The following is a 21,882-nucleotide window of genomic DNA, read 5'->3' on the forward strand; positions in this document are numbered from 1 at the left end:
CTGGGGCAAGACAGGCTCGGACACCAGGTGGTACGGATGCGGACGCCCGACCGATCACTTCCGCGGGTAAAAACTTGCCCCCGTCGGACCCTTCAGTCCGTCGGTCCCTTCAGGCCGACAGCCCGCGCACGACTAGTCCGCGTACGACGCCCTCCGCGCGGTCCGTACCACCCGCTCGCCCTCGTCGCCCCCGAGCAGCCCTGCCTCCACCCACGCGTCCACCGTGGACCGCACGTGCGTCACCAGCGCGCCCTTGTCGCGGAACGGAGCCTTTGCCCAGATCTCGTCCAGCAGCGAGGTGCCGTCGTCCTTCGCCGGGTTGGCGACGCCGGAGTCGGTGCCGCCGAGGACCACCCGGGGTTCCGAGCGCCGGAAGTAGGCGTGCGTCGGATCCTCCGTCCCCTCGGCGAACGGCGCCCACTCGGTTCCGTCCAGCGTGTAGTGGAGCGGTTCGCCGGACACGGGGGTCAGCGTGGGCAGCAGGTCGCCGGAGAGACCCGCGTTGCCGTACAGGCCGCACTCCAGGTGATCGGTGTTCGGGTCGCGGCCGACCAGGTTGACCGGACCGTAGAACAGGGCCTGCAGTGACGGGTCGTCGAGGGCCTTCTCCACCCGCAGCCGGAAGGGCACCCGGATACGCACGGTGTCGCCCCGGCGCCAGGTCCGGGACACGGTGAAGTAGCTCCCCGGCGTCGGAGTCCCCGGCACGGCGCGCCCGTTGACGGTGACGCGGAAACCCGCCGTGGCCCACGACGGCACCCGCAGCCGTAGCGCGAACGACGCACCGCCGCCGCCGATGACGAGCGTGCTGCCCTGCTCCCGGGGGTAGTCCGTGGTCTGGGCGACGGTGACCCCCCGCTCGGCCCAGGTCAGGGTGGAGCGGGTGTAGAGGTTGACGTACAGGGCGCTGCCGTCGGCCGCGGCGAAGTACACCGAGTCCTGGTACTTGGTGGCGCTCTCCATCCCGGTGCCCTCGCAGCAGGTCGTGCCCTGCTTGGGGGTGTAGTCGCGCACATGGCCGGGCGTCAGCCCGACGAAGTAGGTGACGAGCGGCTTCTCCGCGTCCGGCCGGTCCTGCTTGGAGCCGAGGACCTGGTTGTACAGGGCCCGCTCGTAGTAGTCCATGTACGCCGGATCCTGGTCGTGGAAGAACAGCGTCCGGCTCAGCTTGAGCATGTTGTACGCGCAGCAGCTCTCGGCCGTGGTGGCCCCGATCGTGCCCGCGATCACGTCCCGGCCCTTCCAGAACTCGCCGGTGCTGGTGCCGCCGATGGCGTACATGCGGTGCGGCACGACCATGCCCCAGAAGTTCCTCGCCGCGGTGAGGTAGCGCTCCTCGCCCGTCTCGTCGTACAGCCGCACCAGTCCGGTGAAGATCGGTATGTGCTGGTTGGCGTGCAGGCCGTCGAGGAGGTCGGTGTTCGCGGCGCAGGCGTCGATCAGCCGGTCGAGGTCGAACAGGCGGGCCAGCGCGAGGTGCTCCGCCTCGCCGGTGACGGCGTGCAGATCGCAGATCGCCTCGACGATGCCGCCGAACTCCCCGCTGGAGAAGATGCCCCACATCCGCTGCAGCGTGGCCGCGGGCAGCTTCGACAGCCGGGAGTACATCCAGTCGCACATGCCGGACGCGAGGTCCAGTGCCCGTTCGTCGCCGGTGGCGAGGTGGGCGTCCAGCAGCCCGCGGAGGATCTTGTGCGCCGTGTAGTACGGCGCCCAGACCTTGGTGTAGTCGCTGCCGGTCATCGACTCCAGGTCGATGAACTGCGTCTCCGGGTAGGCCGCCAGGAACCCCTGGTGGCTGGGCGCGCCCCAGGTGCGGCGCAGTGTGGCCGTCAGCCCCCGGCCGGAGGCGTCGGCGAACGTACCGCCGGCGGTCTCCTCGAAGGCGTACGACGCCAGGTCGCCCCGGCCCGCCGGTGTCTCGACCGCGCGGCGCTCCCGCAACGCGCCGATCTCGGCGGCGCTCAGGGCGCGGGACCAGATGTCGAACTCGTCGAAGGCGCCCGCGAAGACGGGGTCCGCGGGGTAGTGCGAGCGGCCCAGCCAGTGGTGGGCGAGCGGGCCGAGGGCCGCCGGGGTCAGGGTCATGGCCGTGTTCCGGGCCACGGCGGTGCCGTCGATGTAGAGGGTGCCGGTGCCGTCCGCGAGGGTCACGGCCAGGTGACTCCACTCGTCCAGGGGCAGCGCGGCCGTGCCGTCGAGGCCCTGCTCGCCCGCGGCACCGCTGACGGTGAGGGCGAAGCGCGGTACGCCGTCGGCGTTGCGGGCGGCGAGGTAGAGGTAGCGGTGTGTGTCGTCGCCGAAGTCGAGGACGCGGGCCCAGGCGCCGTCGTGGGTGGGTTTGACCCAGGCGGCCAGCGTGATCGCCGGGGTGTCGCCGAGGACACCGGCGGGCAGGTCGACGTACTGGTGGGAGCCGCGCACGTTCTCGGCGGCGGTGCCGAAGCGGCCCTGCGTGCTCAGCACGGCGGGGTCGTGGCGCAGGTCCTCGCGCACCTCGGTCAGCGCGCCGACCATGGTGCCGATCCGCTCGGCGAAGATCCGTTCCCCGGTGCCGCGGTACGCCTGGGACAGCATGGTCAGGAAGTGGCCGGTGTAGTGACCGCGCAGGTTGCCGTTGGCCTCGCCGTCCAGGCCCTCCCAGCCGCCGGGAGCGACGGCGCCGAGGGTGGACAGGCCGGCGTTGGCGCGGAAGACCTGGAGCAGCCGGTTCACGTCGTAGCCGCGGGCGTGGTCCAGCATCAGCCGCCGCTTGTCGGCGAAGACGCCCCGGCCGAGCGTCACCTCTTCCAGCCCGAACGGTCGTACGGACCAGGCCGCCGGTGCGGTGGGGCCCGCGAGCGCGGCCGGTGCCTGGGGCGCGGCGCCGGGCCGACCGCTCGCCGCGCTCGCCGCGTACGGGAGCGCGGGCGTGCCCGCGGCGATCGCCGTGGCCAGCAGAAGGGTCCGCCGGGAGAGGGGCGCTGCCATGTGCTCCTCGATTCTATTCGATATATCGAACGGCGTTCGGAAGATCGTCCAGAAGATAGGCAGCGGGTAGGGGAGCGTCAACGTTACCGGCGAGTATGGTCACGGGCGTCCGGCTGGGCGGGCCGCACCGTGCGCACGAGCCAGGTGTACGCCGCCCGCGCGGTGAACTCGCCCTGCCCGCCGCGCAGCAGCAGCCCGGCGGTGGCGAACTCCGGGGCGTCGGCCTGTGCCGCGACGTACGGGATCGCGATGCAGCGCATCCCGGCCGCGTGCGCCGCGGCGGCCCCGGGGGCGGCGTCCTCCAGCACCACGCAGTCGGCCGGGTCCGCACCGAGCCGGCGCGCCGCCTCCAGGAAGACGTCGGGTGCGGGCTTGCCCCGCGCGACCTCGTCGGCCGAGACGACCGTGCGCAGGTGCGCGTCCAGGCCGGTGCGGGTCAGGATCGCCTCGATGGCCTCCGGTGAGGAACCCGACGCCACCGCCAGCGGCACGCCCTCGCCCGCCAGCAGTTCGACGAACTTCCGCATCTCCGGGTACGCGCGGGCGGAGGTGCGGGCCAGCTCCAGATAGTGGCGGTTCTTGACGGCGAGCAGTTCCTCCACCGGGGCGCGCAGCCCGTACCGCCGCTTCCAGTCGGCGACCGTCTCCTGGGTGCTGATGCCCACGTACCCCTCGTGGTCCGTCCAGGTGAAGTCCGGTACGCCGTGCTCGGCGAGGGTCTGCCGGCCCGCCTCGTAGTAGTTCGGCTCGCTGTCCACGAGCGTGCCGTCGAGATCGAAGATGACCGAGATGCCGCCGAGAGTGCTCATGGGGTCCAGGATGCCAAGGCCCCGGCGATCACTTTCGCGCCGTGCGCCCGATCGACTCCACCAGGGGCAGCAGCCGGTGCGGGACGCGCTCGCGCAGCGCCACCTCGCTGCGGGTGCGGACCACCCCCGGCAGGCTGATCAGCTTCTGGACCACGTCTTCCAAGTGCGCGTTGTCACGGGCCACGACCCGGGTCAGCAGGTCCCCGCCGCCCGTGATGGAGAAGGCCTCGACGATCTCCGGGACGGCCGCCAGCGCCTCGCCCACCTCGTCCAGGTGGCCCTGGGTCACCTCGATGTGCACGAAGGCGAGCACCGGGTGGCCCAGTGCGGCGGGGGAGAGGGACGGTGCCGTGCCGGTGATCACGCCGTCCCGCTCCAGGCGGTCGAGCCGCGCCTGGAGCGTGCCGCGGGCGACGCCGAGAAGACGGGCGTACTCGCGCACGCTGGTGCGCGGCTGCTCCAGCAGCAGCCGCAGGATGCGGGTGTCGAGTTCGTCGACGGCCATGCGCCCGGGTCCCCTCGTCGGCCATTGGCTCTTTGGTGGCCGTGGAAATGCCGTGATCACTGTACCAATGGACCACTCCGGAACCAGCCTGTTGAGCCACTGGTGGCAGAGATGCTCCTATAGGAGGGTCGATGGCGCTGCGGGATCCCGCGGCGCCTTTTTCATGCCAGTGACATGACCAGTGACATGACCCGTGGCACGTCGGCGACCTGCCGGTGACTTCGGGCCAGTGTGCGCCAGTGTGCGAGGGGGCGGTAATCAGTGCTGAAGAGGGTGTTCGTGAGCCCGGACCCGGGACGGTCCCGGCTGCGGTTCGCCGCGCGGGCCGTCCTCGGCATCGGGCTGGCCGTCGTCGTCTGCGGCCTGGCCGGTACCTCTCTGGTGGGCGCCGTCATCGGCGGGCTCGCCGCACTGCTCGCGCTGTTCACCGTCACCGACGCCACCGTGCGCGGGCAGGCGGTCACCACCGTGCTGCTGCCGGTCGTCGGACTGCCCGTGCTGACCGCCGCGGCCGCCCTGCACGACCTCCCGGTGGCCAGGGACCTCACCTTCCTCGCCGTCGTCGGCGCGGGCGTGTACGCCCGGCGCTGGGGCCCGCGCGGGCACAGCCTCGGCGTGTTCGCCTTCATGACCTTCTTCATCGCCCAGTTCCTGCACGCGACCACGGACCGGCTGCCCGAGATGTTCGCCGCCGTCCTGCTGTCCGTGGCCGCCGCCGCGGCGGTGCGCTTCGGCCTGTGGTGCTACGAGCGCCGCCTGCCCCCGCCCGCGGTCCCCGCACCGCCGGCCGGCACCGGACTCGCCCGGATCACCACCCGCCAGGCCGTCCAGGCCACCGTGGGTGCCGGCTTCGCCCTGGTCGTGGGTCAACTGGTGTCCGACGAGCGCTGGTACTGGGCCGTCGGCGCCACCTGGTGGGTGTTCGTCAACACCACCTCGCGCGGCGAGACCCTGGTCCGCGGCTTCCGCCGGGTCCTCGGCACCGTCGTCGGCATCGGCCTCGGCTTCCTGATCGCCGTCCCGCTGGCCGGATCCGCGGTGCCCACGGCCGTGCTCGTCGCCGCCTGCGTCTTCGGCATCTTCTACACCGCCGCGGTCTCCTACACCTGGATGATGCTCTGCGTGACCCTGCTCGCCGAGCTGCTCTACGGCCTCCTGGACTTCCTCAGCCCCGGCCTGCTCGCCCTGCGGCTCGTCGAGACCGGAGTGGGCGCGCTCGGCGCCGTCCTCGCGGTGCTCCTCGTCCTGCCCGTCACCACGCACGCCGTCACCGACGCCTGGATCCAGCGCGCCCTGCGCTGCGTGCACGCCTGCACCGCCGAGGCCGCCGCCCGGCTCGCCGGCACCGAGGGCGCCGACCCGGCGCCGCGCGTGGCCGAACTGGAGCAGCTGCTCGGCCGGGTACGGATGTCGGTCGCCCCGCTCGTGCACCCGCTGAACCCGATGTACGGCCGCAAGCGGCGCGCCCGCCGCGTACTCGCCCTGCTCGACGACTGCGCCCGGGAGATCCGCGGCCTGGTCGCCGTCGCCGCCGACCCCGAGGCCTCGCACGACGCCCGGCTGGCCGCCGCCTGCTGGCGTGTCGAGACCGCGGTCGAGGCGCTCACCGGCGGGCGGGCCGTTCCCACCCACGCGGACGGCCCGCGCGCCACCGAGCCCGCGTTGGCCCATCTCCACGGCCTGGAACGCGCCCTGGCCGAACTCGCCGCACCCCTGCGGGCCCCCTCCGGCTCGCCGCTCGTCGGCGCCTGAGCCGCCCGGCGCCGCGCCACCCGTTTGGTCTAGACCGCAGACGATCGACTGCTACCGTCGCCCCGGGGCAGACGATCAGTCGGCACACGCCGAGGCGCGGGACGACACGGGACGACGCGGGACGAGAGGGAGCAACGGTGGCGGACGTGGGCAGGCGGCAGCGGCGGGCATACATCGGGTCGTTCACGGCGGCCGGCGGCCCCGGCATCCTGACGGCTGCCGTCGCCCCCGACAGTGGCGCGCTCACGGTCCTGAGCGGCACGGACCGCGTGCCCGACCCCTCCTACCTGGCCCTGGCACCCGACGGGGACACGCTCTACGCCGTCAGCGAGACGGCCGAGGGCGCGGTGGCCGCCTACCGCGTGGCCGGGGACAAGCCCGAGCCCGCCGGGCGGCCGGTACCGGTGGGAGGTGACGGACCCACCCACCTCAGCCTGTACGACGGGCACGTCCTGACCGCCAACTACGGCTCCGGCAGCGTCACCGCCGTGCCGGTCCGCCCCGACGGCGCCCTCGCCCGGGCCGCGTCCGGCGTCCTCCAGCACACCGGCTCGGGCCCGCACGCCCAGCGCCAGCAGGGACCGCACGCCCACCAGGTGCGGCCCGACCCGAGCGGGCGGTGGGCCGTCAGCGTGGACCTCGGCACCGACTCGGTGCGGGTCTGCACCCTGACGGACGGCGCCCTCGCCGTGCACCGGGAGATCGCGCTGCGCCCCGGCTCCGGCCCGCGCCACCTGGCCTTCCATCCGGACGGCACCCGCGCCTACGTGGTCAACGAACTGGCGCCCACCGTCACCGTCTGCCGCTGGGACGCCGCCGACGGCGTGCTTCGGCCCCTCACCGAGGTGCCGGTGCTGGCCGGGGCACCGTCCGGCGACGCCTTCCCGTCCGGCATCGTGGTCTCGCCCGACGGCCGCTTCGTGTGGACCGCGACCCGCGGCGAGGACGTCCTGTCCGTGTTCGTCGTGGAGCCGGACGGGCTCCGGCTGTTCGGCACCGTCCCCTGCGGCGGGCACTGGCCGCGGGAGATCGCCGAGTCGGACGGCTTCCTGTACGCGGCCAACGAGCGCTCCGGAGACGTGACCTGGTTCGCCCTCGACGCGGAGACCGGCGTGCCACGGCGCACCGGCTCGCTCGCGGTACCGGCGGCGTCCTGCGTCGTCTTCGGCTGACCCGGCGGCGGCGACCCGCGCACGTGCGCCGCGCAGGACGAGTGCAGACGAAGACCGGAGGAAGACCGGACGAAGCACCGGACGGGCGCGCAGACGAGCGCAGGGCGAGTAAGACATGACGAAGGGCCCGCTCCTCCACCGGAGCGGGCCCTTTCAGTCGTACGTGCTCGCGCGGCCGCCGCGCGCCCGCGCCCGCGCGCGTCAGCGGACCGGCGTGCCCTGCGGCTGCTGCGGCGAGATGCCCAGCGCCGTCGTGTACTTGGCCAGCGCCAGCTTGCCGATCGCGGGGTAGGGGCCGAGCGGCTCGGCGGTGGAGCAGCCCACCTCCGTGGCCGCCCCCTCCAGCAGGGACGCCTCGATCTCCGGGCCGATCAGGTACGGCGCGAGCGCCAGCTGCTGCGAACCCGAGGAACGCAGCTGCTCGGCCACGGAGGCGATCGAGCCCTCCTCGTCCAGGGCCGCCGCCATCACCGGCACGGCGAGGCGCGCGGCGAGCAGCATCCCGGTGATCCCGGCCGCCTGGACGGCCTCGTCACCGCCCACGGAGGCCAGGATGATGCCGTCCGCGGCGGTGGCCACGGTGAACAGGCGGGCACGGTCGGCGCGGGCCAGACCGGCCTCGGAGAGCCGCACGTGCAGCGCCTCGGCCAGCAGCGGGTGCGGGCCGAGCACGTCGGTCAGCTCGGCCGCGATCCGGCTGTCCATGACGGCCTGCCGGATCCGGCGCAGCAGCGCGTTATCGGGGCCGGCGAGCAGCGGCACGACGACGGCTACGGGGCCGTCGGGCTCCTTCACCTCCATGCCGGCGGCGCGCGCCTGCTCATAGCGGGCGGTGCGCTCCTCGGCGGCGCGCACGAGGACGGTCGACAGGGAGAGGAACTCCTCGTCGTCCCCGTCGAGGTGGCCGATCCGGGCGTCGAGGCCGGGCAGCTCGGAGCGGGCGATGCTGATGACCTCGTCGGCGAGGCCTCGGGTGGCGCTGCTGGGCGTCCCCGGCACCGCGAGGACGAGCGCCGGCGCGCCCTCGGGAGCCACCAGGGGTTCGGGACGGCGGTGCCGTCCGGGCTGGCGGGGGCGCGGCATTCGTACTGGCAGGCCGGACGCGGGCCCAGTGGGGGAGCTCATGGCGCCGCATGTTACTGGTTTCCTGGGTTTCCCTGTTCGGGGAGGGTGCAGGTGAGCGGTATCCGTCCGGTTTTGTCTGATGAGTGATGTACGGATCGGCCGACATCGGCACGATTCACCTCACCGGCGCACCGATTATCGGCCGTCCGGCACCGTAGTCACCCACAGCATCCTGTCGTCACTCGGGAGGGTGAGTGACCCGGTCGCCAGGGCGGCCGCGATCCGCGCCGAACCGTGCAGCGGATCACCCTCGGCGGCGGTCCGCCGCGCATGCGGCAGCCGCTTCGCCAGCTCCTCCTCCAGCGGTACGACGAGGGGGTCGCCCATCTTCAGCAGGCCACCGGTGACCGCGACGCGGGGCTCGCCCCCGGACGGGCAGACCGCGGCGGCCGAGTCGGTCAGGTGCCGGGCGGCGGCCCGGAGGATGTCCGCGGCCACGGGGTCGCCGGCGGCGCAGGCGGCGACGTCGGGCGCGAAGGAGGCGAGGACGGCGGGACGGTCCGTACGCGGGTACAGCTGACCGGGCAGCCCCGCCACCGGCCCGAACCGTTCCTCGGCCCGGGCCAGCAGCAGCGCGGAGCCACCCTCGCGCCCGTCGTGGGCGCGCAGCGCGGCCTCCAGCCCTGCCCGCCCGATCCAGGCGCCGCCCCCGCAGTCGCCCAGCAGATGGCCCCAGCCGTCCGCCCGGCGCCAGCGGGTCAGGTCCGTGCCGGTGGCGATCAGGCCGGTGCCGGCGGCGACCACCGCTCCCGCCCGGGGGCCGATGGCACCGACGTACGCGGTGACGGCGTCGGCGACCAGCGCGACCGTCCGCGCACCCAGCTCCCGGGCCAGCGCGCCCGGCAGTTCGGCGCGCAGGGCGTCGCCCAGGGTGGCCAGGCCGGCGGCCCCGACGACCACGGTGCCGAGCCCGGTCACACCGGTCTCGGCGGTCAGCGCCCTGGCCATGGGGACGAGTTGCGCCATCAGATGCCCGGGGTCGATGCCGCGCGCACCGGTGCGGACGGGCTCCCGCGACGTACGCCGCCCGAGCCCGCCCGGACCGCCTCCGTCACCCCCCGCGCCCTCCCCGGCCGTACCCACGACGACACGCAGACCCGAGCCGCCGGAGTCCACGGCCAGGAAGCCGCCGCTCACGGCAGGCGCCAGTCGACCGGCTGACCTCCGAGTCGGACCAGCTGGTCGTTGGCCCGGCTGAACGGACGGGAGCCGAAGAAACCCCGGTCGGCGGACATCGGGGACGGGTGCGCGGACTCCACGGACGGCAGGTCGCCGAGCAGCGGTCTCAGGTTGCGGGCGTCGCGGCCCCACAGGATGGACACCATCGGCTTGCCGCGCGCCGCCAGGGCACGGATCGCCTGCTCGGTGACCTCCTCCCAGCCCTTGCCGCGGTGGGCGGCCGGCTTGCGCGGGGCCGTGGTGAGCGCCCTGTTGAGCAGCAGCACCCCCTGCCTGGTCCACGGGGTCAGGTCCCCGTTGGAGGGCTGCGGCAGACCGAGGTCGGTGTCCAGCTCCCGGAAGATGTTGACGAGGCTGCCGGGCAGCGGACGCACCTCGGGCGCGACCGAGAACGACAGCCCCACCGCGTGCCCCGGGGTCGGATACGGGTCCTGTCCGACGATCAGGACCCGGACGTCGTCGAAGGGCTGCTGGAAGGCCCGTAGGACATTCGGTCCGGACGGGAGATAGGTGCGTCCGGCGGCGATCTCCGCGCGCAGGAACTCACCCATCGAGGTGATCCGCCCGGCGACGGGTTCCAGGGCCTGCGCCCAGCCCGCTTCGACGATTTCATGCAAGGGTCGTGGTGCCACGGGCGTCACCCTACTGCCGTACGGGTGACGCCGATCAACCGGTGGCCAAGGCCCGTCCCCCCGGTCGGGTTCATCCGACGACCGCGGCCCGCACGCAGAGCACGTCCGGCAGGTGCGAGGCCAACTGCCGCCAGCTGTCGCCGTCGTCTGCCGACGCGAACACCTCGCCGTTGCGGTTGCCGAAGTACACGCCCGCCTGTTCCTCGTCGTCGGTGCACAGCGCGTCGCGCAGCACCGTGCCGTAGTGGTCCTCCTGGGGCAGGCCGGCCGTGAGCGGTTCCCAGCTCCTGCCCGCGTCCGCCGTCCGGAAGACCCGGCAGCGGTGGTCGGCCGGTACCCGGTCCGCGTCGGCGTTGATCGGGAAGACGTACGCCGTGTCGCCGCGGTGCGGGTGGGCCGCCACGGCGAAACCGAACGTGGAGGGCAGCCCCTCGCCGATGTCCGTCCAGTGCGCGCCGGCGTCGTCGCTGCGGTACACGCCCCAGTGGTTCTGCAGATACAGCCGGTCCGGGGCCGCCGCGTCCCGCGCGACCTTGTGCACGCACTGGCCGAACTCCGGGTTCGGGTCCGGCAGGAAGACCGCGGAGACACCGGAGTTGGACGGCGCCCAGCTCGCGCCGCCGTCCGCGGTGCGGAACACGCCGGCGGTCGAGACGGCCACCGTCACCGACTTCGGGTCCCGCTGGTCGGTGAGCACGGTGTGCAGCCCCTCGCCGCCGCCACCCGGCACCCACTGGGACCGCGTGGGGTGCTCCCACAGGGGCCGGACCAGCTCGAAGCTCTCGCCGCGGTCCTCCGAGCGGTACAGCGCGGCCGGTTCCGTGCCCGCGTAGACCACGTCCGGTTCCGCGGCGGCCGGGTGCAGCTGCCACACCCGCTCCAGCGAAGCGCCGGTCTCCTTGGGGAACTTGACGGCCGGCTGCGCCGGTTCCGTCCAGGTCCGGCCCAGGTCGTCGGAGTGGAACACCGACGGACCCCAGTGCGCGCTGTCGCCGCCGGCCAGCAGCCGCGGGGTGTCGCCGCGGGTGTCGAGGGCGACCGAGTAGACGGCCTGTGCGTTGAAGTAGGGACTCTCGTCGAACTCCCAGTTGCCACCCCGCCGGCGCCCGATGAACAGGCCTTTGCGGGTGCCCACGGCGAGCAGTACCTCGGTCATGCCGATCACCTCCGCGGCGTCGTCTTCGACGCCTTTGTCTCGGACACGGGCCAGTCTGCACCCCGGCACTGACAGTCACCTCTGGAAAGGCTGTCGCCGCAGGTCAGAGCGGTGGCGTCGGGTCCGGCGAGAGGCCCCCCGCGCCGGCCGGTCAGCCCTCGCCGGGCAGCGCCCGCGCCAGGATGCCGCCCAGGTCGGCCCCGGCCGGCAGCGTGCCGAAGGCGTGCCCCCAGTCGCCGCCGAGCCGACTCGCGCAGAACGCGTCCGCGACGGCGGGCGGGGCGTGCCGGACCAGGAGGGAGGCCTGGAGGGTGAGGGCCATCAGCTCCACCAGGCGACGGGCGCCCGTCTCGGACGCCTCCGTCAGCCCCGACTCCAGCCGGGCCACGGCGGCGTCCAGCCGGGCGTCCGCCCCGCGCGCGAGGGCGAGTTCGTCGAAGAGGGCGTGCCCGGCGGCGGGGGAGCGGCCGAGCGCCCGCAGCACGTCGAGGGCGTTGACGTTCCCCGAGCCCTCCCAGATCGACAGCAGCGGCGCCTCGCGGTAGTGCCGGGGCATGCCCGACTCCTCCACGTAGCCGTTGCCGCCCAGGCACTCCAGGGCCTCCGCGGTGAACGCCGGGCCCCGCTTGGTCACCCAGTACTTGCCGACGGCGGTGGCGATCCGCCGGAACGCGGCCTCCCCGGCGTCCCCGCGCACCGCCCGGTCCGCCGCACCCGCCAGCCGCAGGGTGAGCGTCGTCGCGGCCTCCGACTCCAGCGCCAGGTCGGCCAGGACGTTGCGCATCAGCGGCTGGTCGACCAGCCGGGCGCCGAACGCGCTGCGGTGCCGTACGTGGTGCCCGGCCTCGACGAGCGTCTTGCGCATCAGCGTCGCCGAGCCCATCACACAGTCCAGCCGCGTGCAGTTGACCATCTCGATGATCGTCTTGACGCCCTGTCCCTCGGGCCCGACCAGCCAGGCGACCGTGCCGTCGAACTCGGGCTCGGAGGAGGCGTTGGACCGGTTGCCGAGCTTGTCCTTCAGGCGCTGGACGCGGAAGGTGTTGCGGCTGCCGTCGGGCAGTACGCGCGGCACCAGGAAGCAGGACAGGCCTCCCGGAGCCTGCGCCAGCACCAGGAACACGTCGCACATCGGCGCCGACGTGAACCACTTGTGGCCGCGCAGCGTGTAGACGCCGGGCTCGGCGGTCGGGGTGGCCGCCGTGGTGTTCGTACGGACGTCGGAGCCGCCCTGCTTCTCGGTCATCCCCATGCCGGCCAGCAGGCCCCGCTTCTCCGTGGGCGTGCGCAGCCCCGGCTCGTACTCCCGGCCGGCGAGCAGCGGCTCGTAGACCTTCGCCAGCTCGGGCTGCGCACGCAGCGCGGGGACGGCCGCGTAGGTCATCGAGGTCGGGCACCCGTGGCCGGCTTCGGTGTGCCCCCACACCAGCCCGCCGGCGGTCCGCGCGACATGGGCGCCCGGCCGGTCGTCGGCCCAGGGCGCGCCCGCCAGCCCCTCGCCGACCGCCACGCGCATCAGGTGGTGCCAGCTCGGGTGGTACTCGACCTCGTCGACCCGGTTGCCGTACCGGTCGTGCGTGCGCAGCACCGGCTCGTGGCGGTTGGCCAGGTCGCCCCACTCCTGCGCCTGCGCGCTCCCCGCCCGCCTGCCGAGCCGCCGCACGTCCTCCTCGGCCCACCCGGCGTCCTCCCGCCGCAACCCCTCCAGCAGGGCCGTGTCGTCGGAAGCGTCGTAAGGGGCCAGGGGAGGGGGCTGATTGGTGACGTCGTGCGTGGCGTACCCCTCGTGATGGCCCGCGGACTCGTCGTACGGCTCCTGCGCGAGTGTCGTCATGACAGGGATGTTGCACTACTTCTACGGCCGCAGCAATAGTGCAACACGCAAGGCGCACGTACAGTACGTGCTCATGTGGATGGACGACGCGTGCCCGCGCGGATGAACGACTCCGTGCCCCCCGGCGAGCTCACGCTGCGCCCGCTGTCCGCGCGGTCGGTCGTCCTGAGTCTGCTGCTCGGCACCCATCGCCCCGAACTGCCGGTGCGGGAGCTGGTGCGGCTCGTCGAGGGCTTCGACGTCGGCGGGTCCACCGTGCGCGCGGCGCTGAGCCGGATGGTCGCCGCCGGTGACCTGCGGCGCACGGACACCGGCTACCGCCTCAGCGAGCGGCTGCTGGAGCGCCAACGGCGCCAGGACGAGGCCGTCCGCCCGCACACGCGCGCGTGGGAGGGCGACTGGGAGATGGTCCTGATCACCGCGACGGGACGCGCTCCCGCCGAACGCGCCGACCTGCGCGCCCGGCTGACCGGCCTGCGCCTCGCCGAACTCCGCGAGGGAGTCTGGCTGCGCCCCGCCAACCTGCGCCGCCCACTGCCCGCCGGACTCGACCCGGTGGCCGAGCGCTGGGTCTCGCGCCCCGGCCGTCCGGCCTCCGAACTGGCCGCGGGTCTGTGGCCGCTGGACGCCTGGTCCGCCACGGCCCGGGCGCTGCTCGCCGAGGTCGACCGGGCCCGGCGGCCGGCCGACCGGCTCACCGCCTTCGCGGCCGTCGTGCGCCACCTGCTGGCCGACCCGGTCCTGCCCCCGGAGCTCCTCCCGGCGCACTGGCCGGGCACGGCCCTGCGCGACGCCTACACGGACTACCAGCGGGAGCAGGCCGGACAGGTCCGGGTGCGGAACACCCGGACCTGAAGCGGCGGGATCAAACCACCCTCGTTCGCCGCGTCACCTGTAGGTGATGTCGGACGACGAGTACTTGCAGTGCGTGCCGTCGGGGCCCGAACCGTTCGAGTCCGGCTCGTCGCCGTCGTCGTTGCCGATGTACTTCTGGCACGGGACGATCTTCTTGTCGCTGTCCCCGACGATCGTGATGTTGCGCAGGGTCGCGCTGTCGCCGTAGTTGGTGTTGATGCCGGCGATCCGGCTGCCCTTCCAGCTCACCTCGATGGTGTTGAGGTTGATCGTCCGCTTGTACTGCGTCGAACAGTTGCCGCAGGAGCGGATGAAGGTGCCGAAGTTCTTGACCGCGAAGTTCGACACGTTCAGCGATCCGGCGCCGTTGAACTGGAACACCTTGTCGCTGGCTTCTTTGGCGCCGCCGCCCGAGACGGTGTAGACGTTCGACGACGAGGAGCCCCGGAAGGTGGCCGCGTCCTCGCCGACGTCCTCCCACCAGACGTTCTGCAGGGTGCAACTGCCCTTGCAGTGGATGCCGTCCGCGGCGGGGGCGCCGATGATCACGTTCTTGAGGACGGCGCCGGGGGCCAGTTCCAGGATCGGGCCCTGGTCCTCGTCCTGGCCGCCGGAACCGAGGTCGCCGGTGCCGTAGAGGCGCTTCATCCCGTAGTCCTTGGTGCCGGAGACCGGGATGGTCGACGAGACTCCCTCGCTGCCGTTCGGGGTCGGCCAGGTGGCGGCCTGCGCCGGAGAGGCTCCGGAGGTCATGAGCATGCCAACCGAGAGGCCGAATGCGGCCAGCGCGCCGGTCGCGGCGCGTCGCCGCGCGCGGGGCCGTGTCGCAGCAGTCATGTTCTGGTCCCTTCCGTAAGGGGTGGGGGTGGAACGGAACATGTACGTGAACGATGTGCGTCAGGCTGAAGCCGTCGCGAACACGGAGGGCGCACGGGTGGGGCCTTTGGCGGCCTCGCGCGTTCACGACGGTCATGCTGATGAACGGACGGTAGAGGGCAAGCGCTTTCTAGTCAACGCTTCGCGCGCGGATGGGCCGCCTCACATGCCCCAGCCGTACTGGTCCGGCATGCGGACGTCCTCGCCCAGCTCGCGCGCCGCGTGCTGGGCCCAGGACGGGTCGCGCAGCAGCTCGCGTCCCAGCAGCACCGCGTCGGCCTCGCCGTTGGCCAGGATCTTCTCGGCCTGCTCGACATCGGTGATCAGGCCCACGGCGGCGACCCGCAGCGGGGCGTCCGCCTTCAGGCGCGCGGCGAAGGGGACCTGGTAGCCGGGCCCGGTCGGGATCCGGACGCGCGGGACGTTGCCGCCGGTGGAGACGTCGAGGAGGTCGATGCCGTGCGCCCGGAGGTCGTGGGCGAAGCGAACGGTGTCGTCCGGCGTCCAGCCGCCCTCCTCCAGCCAGTCGGTCGCGGAGACGCGGAAGAACAGCGGCTTGTCGTCGGGCCACACCTCGCGCACGGCGTCGACGACCTCCAGGGCGAACCGGGTGCGGTTCCCGTACGAGCCGCCGTAGGCGTCGGTGCGGTGATTGGAGTGGGGCGACAGGAACTCGTGGATCAGGTAGCCGTGGGCGCCGTGGATCTCGACGATCTCGAAACCGGCCGCGAGGGCCCGGCGCGCGGCGTCCGCGAACTGGCCGACGATCTCCTGGATCCGCGCGGTCGTCAGCTCGGTCGGCACCGGGTGCCGCTCGTCGAACGCGAGCGCGCTCGGGGCCACCGGCTGCCAGCCGTGCGCGTCCGGGCCCACCGGTGCCCCGCCCTTCCAGGGCTGCGCGGTCGACGCCTTGCGGCCCGCGTGGGCCAACTGGATCGCCGGGACCGTGCCCTGGGACCGCAGGAAGTCCGTGATCCGGCGGAACGCCTCGACCTGGGTGTCGTTCCACAGGCCGAGGTCCTGCGGGGAGATGCGGCCCTCCGGGGACACGCCGGTGGCCTCGACGACGATCAGGCCGGTGCCGCCCACGGCGCGGGCGCCGTAGTGCGCGAAGTGCCAGTCGCCGGGGACGCCCGCAAGCGGGCCCTGCGGTGCTGCGGAGTACTGGCACATCGGCGGCATCCAGACCCGGTTCGGGATCGTGGTGTCACGCAGCTGGAGGGGCTGGAAGAGGGCGCTCATGGGCGGGTACTCCCTTGGTCGCGGCAGGAGGGGCAGGAGGAACGGCTCGTACGATAGCCCTCGTAGTACGGCACATGTCAAACTACGGTGTTGCTCGTACAATGAGGGCCCCTCCTCGACGGTGGGACCCTCCCGGACCAACTGGAGCCGCCGTGACCCCCGCCGCCACCGCCGCCGGCACCCGCGACCTGCCGCACCCGGCGCGCGAGGAGATCCGGCTGGAGTCGGTGCTGCACGCGCTCTCCGACCCGGTGCGGCTGCGCATCGTGCGGGAGCTCGCCGCAGACAGCGACGAGCTCCTCTCCTGCTCGCACTTCGACCTGCCGGTCACCAAGTCCACCACCACGCATCACTTCCGGGTGCTGCGGGAGAGCGGGCTGGTCCGCCAGACCTACCGGGGGACGGCCAAGATGAACGGCCTGCGCAGGGACGACCTGGACGCCCTCTTCCCGGGGCTGCTCGACGCCCTCCTGGCCGCCGCGGCCCGCCAGGCCGCCTGCCTCGGCACCGACTGACCGCGGCAGGGGCCCGCTACTGAGGCCGTCGCCGTTCGCGCTCCCGGGCCGCGGTCGTCCGTGCCGCCGTCAGCAGCGACTCCCAGTCGGGCAGCTTGACCACGTGCCGCCCCAGCGAGGCGCCGAGTTCCGCCTCGGCTCGCTCGATGGCCCGCCACCCGGCCCACTCGACCGGCTCGATCCCCTCGGCGCGCAGGAGCGCGAGAGGGTCCGCGGAAAGGTCCCGTCCCGCGAGCGCGGCGGCGTCCGCCAGCAGGGACGTCACCGTCTCCTTCGCGCACGGGCGGTTGGTGCCGATGACACCGGTGGGGCCCCGTTTGATCCAGCCGGCCACGTACTCCCCGGGGGCGACGGCGCCCTCCCGCAGGACGCGCCCCGCCCGATGCGGCACCGTGCCGCTCGCCGCGTCGAACGGCAGCCCCTCCAGCGGCACTCCGCGATAGCCCACCGACCGCAGCACCAGCTGGGCCTCGATCTCCTCGTACCGCCCGGTGCCCGTCACGCCGCCGCGCCCGTCCGGTGCCGTCCGCTCGAAGCGCACGGCGCGGACGTGGCCGTCGCCGTCCGCCGTCAGTTCCACCGGGCGCAGGAAGAAGCGCGGCCGGATCCGACGTGCGGCGTCCGGCGCGGGCTGCCCGGCCCAGCCGCGCAGCACCTCCACGTTGCGGCGCTGCGGACCGGGCAGTCCGGAGGGGTCCCGGTACGCCGGGTCCAGCGCGAGCTCCGCCGGGTCGACCAGGACGGCCGTGTCCGGAAGGGCGCCCAGCTCACGCAGCTCCTTGGTGGTGAAGCGGCCCTGCGAGGGGCCCCGCCGGCCCACCATGTGCACCTCGGCCACCTCCCCGGCGGCGAGTGTGTCGAGCGCCGCCTGCGGCATGTCGGTGCCGCTCAGCTCGGCGAGGCCGCGTACCAGCATCCGCGCCACGTCGACGGCGACGTTGCCCACCCCGATCACGACCGCCGACCGCACACCGCGCAGGAAGCCGTCGTCCACGGCGTCCGGATGGGCGCTGTACCAGGACACGAACTCGGTCGCCGACCAGCTGCCCGGCAGCTCCTCGCCGGGGATGCCGAGGCGCCGGTCGGTGGCGGCGCCCACGCAGTACACCACCGCGTGGTACAGCTCGCGCAGCCGCGCGGTCGGCACACCCCCGGGGCCGACCGGGACGCCGCCGAGGAACCGCACCCGCTCGTGCTCCAGGACCGTGCGCAGGGTGTTCTGCAGCGACTTGATCTTCTCGTGGTCCGGCGCCACGCCGTACCGCACCAGTCCGTACGGGCACGGCAGACGGTCCAGGACGTCCACGTGCACATCGCGGCCGAGCTGGACGAGGCTCTGCGCGGTGTAGCACCCGCTCGGTCCCGAGCCGACGACGGCGACACGCAGCACGGCGGAACTCCTTGTCCGGGAGGCGGATGGACCGGAAGTCGGAGGGGGTCGCTGGTGCTTCAAGCATCCCACCGCTTCCGCTCCGCTGACAGGGTGCTGCGCCCGGTGAACGGCGTATGTTCGTGCGTGTTCCGTTCGTATGGAATGTGATCATGCGGTTACGTTGCGTGTGTGCTTGAGGCGTCCTTGGTTGATCGTTCTCTTCAGCTTTCCGACCGCTGTCCGGGCGACGGTGAGATGTCCGTGCGGCACACCTGGGTGGTGCGCGAGGGTGCCGCCGTCACCTCGTGGTTCGACGTCCGGCTGACGTTCCCCGACGGCGCCCGGGTGGAGGCACTCGCCGTGTTGTCCGGTCAGGGCGTGCGGGTCGAGGACGTGCGGGCCGAGCCGCCGCTCTCCCTCGACGACCTGGCCGTGCTCGCCGAGTGGTTGGAGAACCCGCTCTTCGAGGCCTGCGTGCCGGCCTCCGCCGACGCCGCACCGGCCGCGCCCCGACGGGCCCGGCCCGCGTGGCCGCGCGGCAGGGAGGGGTGCCGGCTCGCCGCACAGGAGTACCGGGCGGCCCGGGACCTGGGCGGCGACCCGGTCCTCGCGGTGATGCGCGCGACCGGGTACAGCCGGCGTAAGTCACTCAGGCTGATCGGCCAGGCGCGCGACGAGGGCTTTCTGGCCCCGCGCCGCGCACGGCGCTGAAGCGCCGCCGACGGTCCGTCACAGCATCCCGCGCATCCGGGAGATCTCGCTCGTCTGCTGGGCGACCACGTCGTCGGCCATCTCCTCGACCTGCACGTTGTTGCCCTGCGACTTCACGTCCGTGGCCATGGTGATCGCACCCTCGTGGTGAGTGATCATCAGCTTCAGGAAGAGCTGGTCGAACGCCTTGCCCTTCGCCGCGCGCAACTTCTCCAACTGGGCCTCGGTCGCCATCCCCGGCATCGCGGCGTGGTCGTGCCCGCCGCCGGACTCCTTCTCGCCGTGGTTCTTCAGCCAGCCCTTCATCGCCGTGATCTCCGGTCCCTGCGCGGCGGAGATCCGCTCGGCGAGCTTCTCGACCTGGCCGGACTCGGCCTGTTCCGGCACGAGCTCGGTCATCTCCAGTGCCTGGGCGTGGTGCTGGATCATCATCCGCGCGTAGGAGACGTCCGCCGAGTTGGGGGAGTCGTCGTCGGCGCGCTGCTTCTCGGCCTCTTCGGCGGACAGCGTGCGGTTGCCCTCACCCGGCTCGCCCGGAGCGATCACCGAAGGCCCGGCCGCGGCCGCCGACCCGGTGTCCGAACCGGAGTCGCAGGCCCCGAGCCCGAGCACGGCCAGTGAGGTCAGCGAGGCCGTGACGAGCGACGCTCGGGACAAGGTGGGACGAGAGGGCACAACGACCTCCTGTGGCAGGCGGGATGGGAGGCACCTTGTGGGTGCGATGACCGTCCTAGCACGCTTCCGCGCGTCACTGATCAAAAAACTTCATTGCGAGTTTGTTGCCCCCTGTTGATATGTGCATGGTGAAGACGATACTGCGGGGGTGCGAGAACCGTTCCGAAGGGAACGGACGTAGGGAGGAAACAGTGACCCTGTTCAACGACCCGCGAACGCGGCGCAGACGCCTGGGAGTCGCGGCCGCCGCCGCCGGACTCCTGTCCGCGCTGCTGACCGCCGGCCCGGCCGTGGCGACCCCCGACCCCGGGGACAGCCCGGACGCGTCGAAGGAGGTGTCCAAGAGCGCGCGCGCCGAGGTGCGCGACGCCATCGAGAGCGGCGAGATACCCGGCCAGGACGAGATAGTCCACTCGGACAACATCGAGCACCTGGCCAACATCCCCAAGGACGCGCTGTCCGGCACCAATTCGGACCTGGCCTTCCAGGGCCGGTACGCCTTCGCCGGCAACTACGACGGCTTCCGCATCTTCGACATCAAGAACCCGAAGAAGCCGAAGACCGTGGCCCAGGTGCTGTGTCCCGGCTCGCAGAACGACATCTCCGTCTCCGGCGACCTGCTGTTCCTGTCGACCGACTCATCGCGCAGCGACAGCAGTTGCAACAGCACCACGCAGCCCGCGACCGAGAAGTCCTCCTGGGAGGGCATGAAGGTCTTCGACATCAGCGACAAGCGGAACCCGAAGTACGTCGCCGCCGTCGAGACCGCCTGCGGCTCGCACACCCACACGCTGGTGCCCGAGCGCAAGAACGTCTACGTCTACGTCTCCTCGTACTCGCCGAACGCCGCCTACCCCGACTGCCGGCCGCCGCACGACGGCATCTCCGTCATCAAGGTGCCGCGCAAGGCTCCCGAGCGGGCGGCCGTCGTTGACTTCCCGGTGCTGTTCCCCGGTGAGGGCCCCGACGGCGGCGGCAACCCGGGCGGGCCCACCAACCCGGGTGTCTCCAAGACCACCGGCTGCCACGACATCACCGTCCTGCCCTCGAAGGACCTCGCGGCGGGCGCCTGCATGGGCGACGGCATCCTGTTCTCCATCGAGGACCCCGAGCGCCCGAAGGTCATCGACCGGGTCCAGGACAACGTCAACTTCGCGTTCTGGCACTCGGCGACCTTCAACCAGAAGGCGAACAAGGTCGTGTTCACCGACGAGCTGGGCGGCGGCGGAGCCGCCACCTGCAACGCGGAGATCGGCCCGAACCGCGGCGCCGACGGCATCTACGACATCGTCGGCCGGGGCGACCACCGCGAGCTGGTCTTCCGCAGCTACTTCAAGATCCCCCGTCACCAGGCGGACACCGAGAACTGCGTGGCCCACAACGGCTCGCTGATCCCGGTCAAGGGCCGCGACATCATGGTCCAGGCCTGGTACCAGGGTGGCGTCTCCGTCTGGGAGTTCACCGACTCCAAGCGTCCGAAGGAGATCGCCTACTTCGAGCGTGGCCCGCTGACCACGGACGGCATCACCACCGGCGGTTCCTGGTCCGCGTACTACTACAACGGCTACATCTACTCGAACGACATCGCCAAGGGCTTCGACGTCCTGAAGCTCAGCGACCGGCGCACCGACCCGGCCAAGCGGGTCCATCTGCGCGAGCTCAACACGCAGACCCAGCCGGACTACTTCGACTGAGTCGTACGGTCGGAACGGTCGGTCCGGTCGGTCCCGATCGGCTGACCGGGCACTCCGGTCGAGAAGAACCGCGACAGATCCGTGTCGCACGTCGTCCCGTCGGGCGCCTCGGCGTCCGGCGGGACACCCATCTCCCACTCCAGCCGGTAGCGCTTGAACAACTCGGCGCGCAGCACCGGCACGGGCATCGGCACCCCCGGCACCAGGGCGGCGAAGACGGCGCCCATCAGCAGCGCGCGCAGCATCGGGTAGTCGCGGTCGACGTCCGGTGAGCCGTGCCGGGCCACGGTGTCGCGCAGCAGCTCCGCCAGCCGCCGCTGCTCCGGACAGGGCACGAAACCCACCTCGGCCTGGAGCAGGCCCGCCATGTGCTGGCGCATGAGCACCGGCCGGTCCCGGGCGAGGCCCAGGATCGCGTCGATGGCCCGCGCCATCCGCTCCGGCCCCTCGGCGGTGCGCGGTTCCCGCTCCAGCGCCTCCTCCAGGGTGCGGTGCATCAGCCGGTGCACGGCGGACTGCACCAGCTGGCGCTTGCCGGGGAAGTAGTACGAGACCAGGCCGCGCGCCGAGCCCGCCCGGTCGGCGATGTCGCCCAGCGTGGTCGTGTCGTACCCGTGCTCGCCCACCAGCTCCACCGCGGCCTGCAGGAGCCGCTCCTTCGAACGCCTCCGCAACTCTTCATTGACCGAGGCGCTGCGCGGGGACATGCTGTACTCCTGCGTTGACTGGCTGGCAGCCAACTATACTCAGCGCAGACGGGCGGGCCCCAGTGGGCCAGGCCCGGCTACCGTCTGCCTCGGGCGACACG

The 21,882-nt window shown here is 72.8% G+C and carries 19 protein-coding genes; 6 read left to right on the forward strand and 13 right to left on the reverse strand.

Going from position 1 to position 21,882, the window contains the following annotated elements; all coding sequences use genetic code 11:
- Positions 1-132: 132 nt before the first annotated feature.
- The 3 genes from RI578_RS34045 to RI578_RS34055 form a co-directional block, all read right to left on the reverse strand.
- Positions 133-2,970: a beta-L-arabinofuranosidase domain-containing protein gene (locus RI578_RS34045; protein ID WP_310874643.1), complete on the reverse strand. Its 2,838-nt coding sequence runs from the start codon at positions 2,968-2,970 to the stop codon at positions 133-135.
- A gap of 83 nt (positions 2,971-3,053) precedes the next feature.
- On the reverse strand, positions 3,054-3,779 hold the full coding sequence (locus tag RI578_RS34050; protein WP_310874644.1) for an HAD family phosphatase: 726 nt from the start codon (positions 3,777-3,779) through the stop codon (positions 3,054-3,056).
- 28 nt (positions 3,780-3,807) lie between these two features.
- Positions 3,808-4,284 carry an Lrp/AsnC family transcriptional regulator gene (locus tag RI578_RS34055; RefSeq protein WP_055420586.1) on the reverse strand — a complete coding sequence of 159 codons (477 nt, stop codon included), beginning with the start codon at positions 4,282-4,284 and terminating at the stop codon, positions 3,808-3,810.
- A 261-nt stretch (positions 4,285-4,545) separates the two neighbouring features.
- On the opposite strand from RI578_RS34055, the gene RI578_RS34060 reads away from it, so the two are divergent.
- Positions 4,546-6,036, forward strand: a complete 1,491-nt coding sequence (locus RI578_RS34060) for an FUSC family protein (RefSeq protein ID WP_310874645.1) — start codon at positions 4,546-4,548, stop codon at positions 6,034-6,036.
- A gap of 137 nt (positions 6,037-6,173) precedes the next feature.
- Positions 6,174-7,208 carry a lactonase family protein gene (locus RI578_RS34065; protein ID WP_310874646.1) on the forward strand — a complete coding sequence of 345 codons (1,035 nt, stop codon included), beginning with the start codon at positions 6,174-6,176 and terminating at the stop codon, positions 7,206-7,208.
- 201 nt (positions 7,209-7,409) lie between these two features.
- Here RI578_RS34065 and RI578_RS34070 read toward each other — a convergent pair whose 3' ends face one another.
- From RI578_RS34070 to RI578_RS34090, 5 genes are all read right to left on the reverse strand, one after another.
- Entirely contained in the window at positions 7,410-8,333 is a 924-nt protein-coding gene (locus RI578_RS34070) for a hypothetical protein (RefSeq protein ID WP_310874647.1), read from the reverse strand.
- A 135-nt stretch (positions 8,334-8,468) separates the two neighbouring features.
- Positions 8,469-9,470, reverse strand: a complete 1,002-nt coding sequence (locus RI578_RS34075) for a BadF/BadG/BcrA/BcrD ATPase family protein (protein WP_310874648.1) — start codon at positions 9,468-9,470, stop codon at positions 8,469-8,471.
- Complete coding sequence (locus tag RI578_RS34080) at positions 9,467-10,144, reverse strand: uracil-DNA glycosylase (protein ID WP_310874649.1); 678 nt, start codon at positions 10,142-10,144, stop codon at positions 9,467-9,469. Before RI578_RS34080 ends, RI578_RS34075 begins: the two co-directional genes overlap by 4 nt.
- Positions 10,145-10,214: 70 nt before the next feature.
- Positions 10,215-11,369 carry an exo-alpha-sialidase gene (locus tag RI578_RS34085; protein ID WP_310874650.1) on the reverse strand — a complete coding sequence of 385 codons (1,155 nt, stop codon included), beginning with the start codon at positions 11,367-11,369 and terminating at the stop codon, positions 10,215-10,217.
- An 82-nt stretch (positions 11,370-11,451) separates the two neighbouring features.
- Positions 11,452-13,134 carry a DNA alkylation response protein gene (locus RI578_RS34090; RefSeq protein WP_310874651.1) on the reverse strand — a complete coding sequence of 561 codons (1,683 nt, stop codon included), beginning with the start codon at positions 13,132-13,134 and terminating at the stop codon, positions 11,452-11,454.
- A 102-nt stretch (positions 13,135-13,236) separates the two neighbouring features.
- On the opposite strand from RI578_RS34090, the gene RI578_RS34095 reads away from it, so the two are divergent.
- Positions 13,237-13,989 (forward strand): PaaX family transcriptional regulator C-terminal domain-containing protein, encoded by a 753-nt coding sequence (locus RI578_RS34095; protein ID WP_310875931.1) that lies wholly within the window; start codon positions 13,237-13,239, stop codon positions 13,987-13,989.
- Positions 13,990-14,022: 33 nt separating this feature from the next.
- Here RI578_RS34095 and RI578_RS34100 read toward each other — a convergent pair whose 3' ends face one another.
- Both RI578_RS34100 and RI578_RS34105 read right to left on the reverse strand, forming a co-directional pair.
- A complete protein-coding gene (locus RI578_RS34100; protein WP_310874652.1) occupies positions 14,023-14,826 on the reverse strand; it encodes a pectate lyase in 804 nt (267 codons plus the stop codon).
- A 201-nt stretch (positions 14,827-15,027) separates the two neighbouring features.
- Complete coding sequence (locus RI578_RS34105; protein ID WP_310874653.1) at positions 15,028-16,107, reverse strand: NADH:flavin oxidoreductase/NADH oxidase; 1,080 nt, start codon at positions 16,105-16,107, stop codon at positions 15,028-15,030.
- Positions 16,108-16,259: 152 nt separating this feature from the next.
- Here RI578_RS34105 and RI578_RS34110 point away from each other — a divergent pair, with 152 nt between their 5' ends.
- Positions 16,260-16,622 (forward strand): helix-turn-helix domain-containing protein, encoded by a 363-nt coding sequence (locus RI578_RS34110; RefSeq protein WP_310874654.1) that lies wholly within the window; start codon positions 16,260-16,262, stop codon positions 16,620-16,622.
- A gap of 16 nt (positions 16,623-16,638) precedes the next feature.
- On the opposite strand, the gene RI578_RS34115 is transcribed toward RI578_RS34110, so the two are convergent.
- Positions 16,639-18,012, reverse strand: coding sequence for an FAD-dependent oxidoreductase (locus RI578_RS34115; protein ID WP_310874655.1), 1,374 nt, complete (start codon positions 18,010-18,012; stop codon positions 16,639-16,641).
- Positions 18,013-18,249: 237 nt separating this feature from the next.
- Here RI578_RS34115 and RI578_RS34120 point away from each other — a divergent pair, with 237 nt between their 5' ends.
- Positions 18,250-18,705: a DUF6214 family protein gene (locus tag RI578_RS34120; protein WP_310874656.1), complete on the forward strand. Its 456-nt coding sequence runs from the start codon at positions 18,250-18,252 to the stop codon at positions 18,703-18,705.
- 18 nt (positions 18,706-18,723) lie between these two features.
- Here the strand turns inward: RI578_RS34120 and RI578_RS34125 are convergent, their stop codons facing one another.
- A complete protein-coding gene (locus RI578_RS34125; RefSeq protein ID WP_310874657.1) occupies positions 18,724-19,380 on the reverse strand; it encodes a DUF305 domain-containing protein in 657 nt (218 codons plus the stop codon).
- A 191-nt stretch (positions 19,381-19,571) separates the two neighbouring features.
- On the opposite strand from RI578_RS34125, the gene RI578_RS34130 reads away from it, so the two are divergent.
- Positions 19,572-21,074 carry a hypothetical protein gene (locus RI578_RS34130; RefSeq protein ID WP_310874658.1) on the forward strand — a complete coding sequence of 501 codons (1,503 nt, stop codon included), beginning with the start codon at positions 19,572-19,574 and terminating at the stop codon, positions 21,072-21,074.
- Here the strand turns inward: RI578_RS34130 and RI578_RS34135 are convergent.
- Positions 21,062-21,781, reverse strand: a complete 720-nt coding sequence (locus tag RI578_RS34135) for a TetR/AcrR family transcriptional regulator (protein WP_310874659.1) — start codon at positions 21,779-21,781, stop codon at positions 21,062-21,064. The two genes, RI578_RS34130 and RI578_RS34135, sit on opposite strands and share 13 nt — an antisense overlap.
- Positions 21,782-21,882 lie beyond the last annotated feature (101 nt).

It is taken from the genome of Streptomyces sp. BB1-1-1 (assembly GCF_031597775.1).
GTDB classification, from domain to species: domain Bacteria; phylum Actinomycetota; class Actinomycetes; order Streptomycetales; family Streptomycetaceae; genus Streptomyces; species Streptomyces thinghirensis.

Coding starts and splice junctions, on each gene's coding strand:
- RI578_RS34045 (WP_310874643.1), bottom strand. CDS start 2,970: ATGGCAGCGCCCCTCTCCCGGCGGACCCTTCTGCTGGCCACGGCGATC.
- RI578_RS34050 (WP_310874644.1), bottom strand. CDS start 3,779: ATGAGCACTCTCGGCGGCATCTCGGTCATCTTCGATCTCGACGGCACG.
- RI578_RS34055 (WP_055420586.1), bottom strand. CDS start 4,284: ATGGCCGTCGACGAACTCGACACCCGCATCCTGCGGCTGCTGCTGGAG.
- RI578_RS34070 (WP_310874647.1), bottom strand. CDS start 8,333: ATGAGCTCCCCCACTGGGCCCGCGTCCGGCCTGCCAGTACGAATGCCG.
- RI578_RS34090 (WP_310874651.1), bottom strand. CDS start 13,134: ATGACGACACTCGCGCAGGAGCCGTACGACGAGTCCGCGGGCCATCAC.
- RI578_RS34095 (WP_310875931.1), top strand. CDS start 13,237: ATGAACGACTCCGTGCCCCCCGGCGAGCTCACGCTGCGCCCGCTGTCC.
- RI578_RS34100 (WP_310874652.1), bottom strand. CDS start 14,826: ATGACTGCTGCGACACGGCCCCGCGCGCGGCGACGCGCCGCGACCGGC.
- RI578_RS34105 (WP_310874653.1), bottom strand. CDS start 16,107: ATGAGCGCCCTCTTCCAGCCCCTCCAGCTGCGTGACACCACGATCCCG.
- RI578_RS34120 (WP_310874656.1), top strand. CDS start 18,250: ATGTCCGTGCGGCACACCTGGGTGGTGCGCGAGGGTGCCGCCGTCACC.
- RI578_RS34135 (WP_310874659.1), bottom strand. CDS start 21,781: ATGTCCCCGCGCAGCGCCTCGGTCAATGAAGAGTTGCGGAGGCGTTCG.